The 5,476-nt window shown below is 37.8% G+C and carries 3 protein-coding genes and 1 pseudogene; all 4 read right to left on the bottom strand.

Features of this window, described 5'->3' with window-relative positions; genetic code table 11:
- A pseudogene (locus AC1DPQ_RS16235) lies at positions 1-271 on the bottom strand (PA0069 family radical SAM protein); the annotation flags it as partial.
- 105 nt (positions 272-376) lie between these two features.
- Positions 377-1,615, bottom strand: coding sequence for a carboxypeptidase-like regulatory domain-containing protein (locus tag AC1DPQ_RS16230; RefSeq protein ID WP_477584332.1), 1,239 nt, complete (start codon positions 1,613-1,615; stop codon positions 377-379).
- Between the two features lie 571 nt (positions 1,616-2,186).
- Positions 2,187-3,428 (bottom strand): carboxypeptidase-like regulatory domain-containing protein, encoded by a 1,242-nt coding sequence (locus AC1DPQ_RS16225; protein WP_477610248.1) that lies wholly within the window; start codon positions 3,426-3,428, stop codon positions 2,187-2,189.
- A 274-nt stretch (positions 3,429-3,702) separates the two neighbouring features.
- Positions 3,703-5,355: a DNA repair protein RecN gene (gene recN, locus AC1DPQ_RS16220; RefSeq protein WP_477610247.1), complete on the bottom strand. Its 1,653-nt coding sequence runs from the start codon at positions 5,353-5,355 to the stop codon at positions 3,703-3,705.
- Positions 5,356-5,476 lie beyond the last annotated feature (121 nt).

Below are 5,476 nucleotides of genomic sequence, written 5' to 3'. Positions count from 1 at the left end.
GATGTGAGTTGCGGGCATAACAATAGGTACAGCCATGTTCGCAGCCCTGATAGGGATTTAAAGAATAAGCCATGCCTACATCGGGGCTGTCAACTTTGTTTACAATGGTTTTCGAATTTTCAAAAATAAAGGAGGTTTTACGATCACTTTCCTCCCAATCGTCTATTCCTTCATCATGTTCCTTTACATAAACATCCTTTAAAAATTTGTTATGTGGATTAACTTGAGCGCCTCGTCCTTTAAAATATTGTTTTTCTTCTTCGCCAATCATAGATTAAAATTACTAAAAATATTAGTAATTTTGATTTCTAAGATTAGCTACTTTTCAACATTTTTAGTTTAGATCAATCTTCTACCTTACCTCAGCTATCTCACATTACTTAATCTTAGGTAGCGGAATATAATCCATCGGCACCATATCGGCCACTTTTTCATAAGCCCAGAAACCTTCGTATAAGAGCGATCGGGAGTCGTAAATGCCACCATTTTCATAGAAACGTACGCCYTCGCCGGTTAAGTTGGCTACCGAAATTTCATTTTCGGGTACATCCAAAGGCCTGAAGATCCAAAATCCGGTATTAGAATAAGCCAGAGATTCTTTTTCTTTGGTGTATTGGATCAGCAATGCATCTGTATAACTAAGGTATTTTAAGTTCTGGTTAAAATAGTGCACTAATGTATCGGTAAGCACCTCTGCTCTCGAAAATTTATCAATGGTTCGGGGCATTTCTTTTTGTTTGGTCCAAAAGGCGAGCAATGCGGTATCTATTTTACCTTTATTCTGCCTAATGCCCGTTTTCTCGGGTACGGCCTTAATCTTTTCTAAATTGGCATTAATTAAATATTCAGGATAGCGGTTAGGGTTAGGCACTTTTACCATTTTGTTGATGATAAATCCTTCCTCTTGTGTTTTGTTGGCATAAAGCGAACGGAAGAAATGTTGCGAAGAACCATAATACGCGACCTCTCTGGCGGCGATATACTTTTTCTTCTTAGCTGCCGATGCTTTTAATTCCTCAAAAAACGGGTGACCGGAATAGTAAATAATGTGTGTTCTTGAGTTATACTCGAAACGGTCGAGCATATATTTTAGCCGGTAACCTAAAGCTTTATTCTCTACAATCAGAAACTCGGTTGTAGAAACCGTTAAAGTACTTTTGGTAATGTCGAAATCTACATTTAAAACCTGCGGATTTAATATCTTACACTGTGAGGCATTTGGGGTTTTACCAATAAAAAAATCTTTAAACTGGTTAATATATTTCTGACGGTTAGGATCGGCCCTAATTACAACTTCTTCCAGTTGCGCAACATTTTCTTTCAAAACCAGCTCCACCTGCACCGATTTATCGGAAATAATTACACTTTTAGAATAGGGGAGGTAACCAACCAGCTGAACGAGTAGATCATAACTGCCAGGTTTTAGATTTGATAATTTAAATCGTCCATCGTTATCAGCCACCGTAGCAATTTTATATCCACTTAAATAGATGCTTGCGCCAGGTAATCCATCTTTTTGATCCCTAACCAAACCACTAATGGAGAAGGTGTTTTGAGCAATGGCATTAGTACCCAGCATGATTAGCGTAAGGGCTACTAAAAGGCTTTTAATCATAGAGACGAATGTAACCAAAAGGCGTAATATTTATTAAAAACGTAAAAGATTTTTAACAATTTTAACATTTGATAGTGATCGTCATTTCGAGTGGAGTGCAACCTAGTTGAGAACCCGAAGGCGCTGCTAAGCAAAATCTTGCTAGATAGATCTCTCCATTCCGCGTTGCTCCATCCGATAGCTATCGGATCGAGATGACGATTATTTCCAAAATAGATCAGGTTCATCATAAAGATTGTTTTCTATTTGAAACGAAAGGTCTGTTTTTCATGGCTAGAGCAGTCCCGCCATCGCTTGTAGTCCTCGTTACGCTACGCTTCACTGTGGGCTACCCGCTCTGTCGGGTTTATTAACATTGGCAGGTGCTGCGTGGTTCCAAAACCCTCAATAGTATTACTGGCCTTTGCCAGCTAAACCCGACCAAAGTGAAAAACCCACAGCCCGAAACATGAGGGCGAGGATTTGTAACGAAGGGCGGGACTTTTGAAACCAAAAAAACACTGTATTGGCTTTTCAAAAAAAGAAGAAATGGCGTTTGGTAGTTGTCTCTCTTGCTGTATTAACGATATTTCTACTTTTTTCCCACTCCATTAACCGGCGGCAAATAATCCATTGGTACACTGTCGGCAATTTTTTCCCAGCCCCAGTAACCTGAATAAATCATCGAACGAGGGTTGTAAATAGATCCGTTTTCGTAAAAATATACCGGAACAACTTGCAAGGTGACGGTAGAAATCTGGTAATCTGGCATATCTAATGGTCGTGCAATAGACAGGCCGATCCGGTTGGCGTAAGAAGGATCTTCCCTTTCTTTGGTGTAAACAACATAAAGTTGATCAGTAAAATTGAAGCTTTTAATACTTTGATTCTCCACATGTACCAATGTATCCTGCGTTACAGGAGCACGGCTTAAAATAGAAATCCCATTTGGGAGATTTTTCTTTTTTATCCAATAGCTCAAAGAATCTCCAGACGTAAAAGTTAATGTGCGTGTTAAGCCATCCTGTACTTTTGTTAAGCGTTTAATATTGGCGTTAATCATACTGTCGGAAGGTTTATCCGGATTTGGTATGCTAATCAGTTTATTAATAATAAATCCCTCTTCGGTGGCGCGGTGATAATAAATGGATCTAAAAAAGTGTTGTGGAGAACCTAAATAACTGGTAATCCGCTTTTGCTCCCAAATTTTCTTCCGGCGTGCCGATCCTTTTAAATCTTCGTAATACGGGAAACCTTCATAATAAATGATCCTGGTTTTGCTGTCGTATTCAAAATTGTTCAGCAGGTACTTAATGCGGTATCCAAGCGCCTTGTTTTCAATAATCAGAAATTGGGTGGTTTTTACCGTAAGTTTATGTTCCTCTTTATCGTAATCGATAATCAGTACGTTCGGATTGATGAGTTTACATTGCGCTGCATTGGGGGTGGTGCCAATAAAATACCCTTTAAACATGGCAATATAATGTTCCCTGTTCGGATCGGGTTTAATGGTTACTTCGGCCAATTGGGTTATACTTTCTTCGAGGATAAGATCAAGTTTTACAGCTTTATCAGCAATCACTACATTTTTGTTTAAAGCTTTATAGCCGATTAATTGTACTAAAATATCGTAGTTACCAGGTTTTAGTGGTAGGGTGTAGGTGCCGTCATTGTTAGAAACTGTTGCAATTTTATAACCGCTTACATATACGCCAGCTCCGGGTAAAGGCTCACCACGTTTATCTTTTACMATGCCCGAAAGGATATAACTTTGTTGTGCAGAACAAAATTTACCGATAGTTAATAATGAAAGTAGAAGTAGAAAAGATTTCATTGATTAAATATAAACTAATTATTTAGTTTTGTTTAATGCCTGACGTAAAATTATTGGTGCTTTTCTTTTAGCTGTCAGATAGGATGATGCAAATCTTCAATAATCTTATTTACAATCTGTCAGATGGTAACATCTGACAGCACATCGATTAAGGATGCAAAAGAATTAGCGGTAATACTGTGGTCTGTGTCCTCACAGACCACTAATTTTACTGATTTTGATTTGATATGAAAACGGTCTGTGGGGACACAGACCGCGGAATTAATATGATAAATTAAGCCAATAATTCTTTCGCATTTTCAATTGCTGATGCACCTGGATTTTTCCCACTTAACATTTCGGCAATTACACCAATACGTTCTTCTTGTTTAAGTTTACGGATGCCTGTTGTGGTTTTTCCGCGGTCTTCATTTTTATGAACAAAGTAATGTGATATGCCTTTAGCCGCGATTTGGGGTAGGTGCGTTATCGAAATTACCTGCATATTCTGTCCTAAATCGGCAATTACTTCTCCAACTTTTAATGCGGTTTCACCAGAAATTCCGGTATCAATCTCGTCGAAAATAATGGTTGGTAACGAAGTGTGTTTCGCCAATAAAGCTTTTATAGCCAACATCAGTCGCGATAACTCACCACCAGATGCTACTTTATTTACCGGGGCAGGGGCTTGGCCAGCATTGGCTGTAAAGAGCAGATTGATTTCATCTAAACCATCTTTATTCAATTCGTTCAACACTTTTTGGTCTAAAACCAATTTAGCATTAAGCATACCTACCTGTTTCAAAGTAATACCGGTTTGTTCCTCAACCACTTTAATTGCTTTCTTGCGGTTGGCACTCAATTGGTCAGCCTGTTTATGTAGTTCTATTTTAAGCTGATCGATTTCTTTCTGCAGTTTTTCGATATGCTCATCAGAAGATAACAGCTTGTTCAGGTTTTCTTCCAACTGATTTTGAAATGCCAGCAATTCTATATTATTGGCAAGCCTATGTTTTTGTTGCAGGGTATAAAACAGATCTAACCTTTGGTTTACAATTTCTAACCGATCGGCACTGTGTATGGTATTTCCCTCTATTGTAGAAACTTCATCGGTAATGTCTTTTATTTCAATAATCGACGAGCGTAAACGTTCATACAGCACATTAATTGCAGGATCGAACTTTTCTATACTTTGAAGTTGTAATGAAGCTTCTTTTAATATCTGGAGGGCAGAAGGTTCACTTTCGTTAATTAAACCGGAAGCGGTAAGTAAAGCTCTTTTTATGGTTTCGGCATGTGTTAAACGTTCTAACTCTTGCTCTAAATCTTCTTGTTCACCTTCCTGTAATTTTGCCTGCTCAAGTTCGTTAAATAGAAATTGCTCATAATCTTGCTTGTTTCTCGCTTCGTCTGCCTCAATAACCAATTTCTTCAATCGGTTGGTATCTTGTCTTAGTTTTTTAAACCCGCTGCGGTAATTAAACAATAGCGATTGGTGGTTAGCTAAAGAATCGACAATTAACAGTTGAAAATCGGCATCGTTAATCTCTTGGGTGGCATGCTGGGAGTGGATGTCGATCAATTTTTCACCAATTTGTTTAAGAATTGATAAATTAACCGGTGTATCGTTAATAAACGATCTGGTTTTACCGTCTATAGATATTTCTCTACGCAGTATACTTTCGTTCGAGAAATCTAAATCATTTTCTTCAAAAAGTTCTTTCAGGTTTTCATCTGCCAGTGCAAAACTTCCTTCAATAACACATTTTTTATCCTGGTTAAAAAAGTATTTGCTTTCTGCGCGCTGGCCTAAAATTAGCGACAATGCACCTAAAATGATGGATTTACCAGCGCCAGTTTCACCTGTTATAATATTTAAGCCCTTATCAAATTCGATATCGAGACTGTCAATTAATGCGTAATTACGTATAGAAAGTTTTTGTAGCATAGCTAAGCAAAAATATTAAAATTTATTCAACGGGTGAATACAAAACAAAAACAGCGAAGAATAATCTTCGCTGTTCATGATCTGTTTGGTTTATGTGTTGTTATTTTATCGAAATACTAAT

This window comes from Pedobacter sp. 01T416_2, assembly GCF_056398925.1.
This window is presented reverse-complemented; position numbering and strand designations above follow the sequence as displayed.